At 76.8% G+C, this 622-nt stretch carries 1 protein-coding gene; it reads right to left on the bottom strand.

Annotated features, from left to right (window positions below; translation table 11 throughout):
• Positions 1-622, bottom strand: a 622-nt coding sequence (locus tag KUM32_RS36600; protein WP_217146197.1) for a phosphopantetheine-binding protein, incomplete at both ends; no start/stop codon positions are given.

Below are 622 nucleotides of genomic sequence, written 5' to 3'. Positions count from 1 at the left end.
CTCAGGGCGAGGCCCGCCGCGCGGGCGCGGCTGACGAGTTGGATGGAGGAGATGCTGTCGCCGCCGATGGCGAAGAAGCTGTCGTCACCGCCCGCCGGCGCGCGGCCGAGCACCTCGCCGAAGAGCGCGGCCAGCGTGGCGGCGGTGCCGTCGAGTGGCCGCTCGTCGGTGGCGGTCGCGACGGGCGCGGGCAGCGCCGCGCGGTCCACCTTGCCGTTCGGGCTGAGCGGGAAGGCGTCCAGCTCCACCAGGACGGCCGGGACCAGGTAGTCGGGCAGCGTCCGGGCCAGCGCCGCCCGGAGCGCGGCGCTGTCCAGCGGGCCGCCGCTGCCCCGGTCTGCCACCAGGTAGCCGACCAGCAGCGGCCGTCCTGGCTGGTCCTCGCGGAGCAGCACGACGGCCTGCCGTACGCCGGGCAGCGCGCCGAGGGCCGCCTCGACCTCGCCCAGCTCGATGCGGAACCCGCGCAGCTTGACCTGGTCGTCCGCGCGGCCCAGGTACTCCAGGACACCGGCCGTGGTCCAGTGGGCCAGGTCGCCGGTGCGGTACATGCGGGCGCCTGGCGGGCCGTACGGGTCGGCGACGAAGCGCTGCGCGGTCAGGTCGGGGCGCGCGTGGTAGC

Source organism: Streptomyces sp. AC627_RSS907, assembly GCF_019049165.1.
This window is presented reverse-complemented; position numbering and strand designations above follow the sequence as displayed.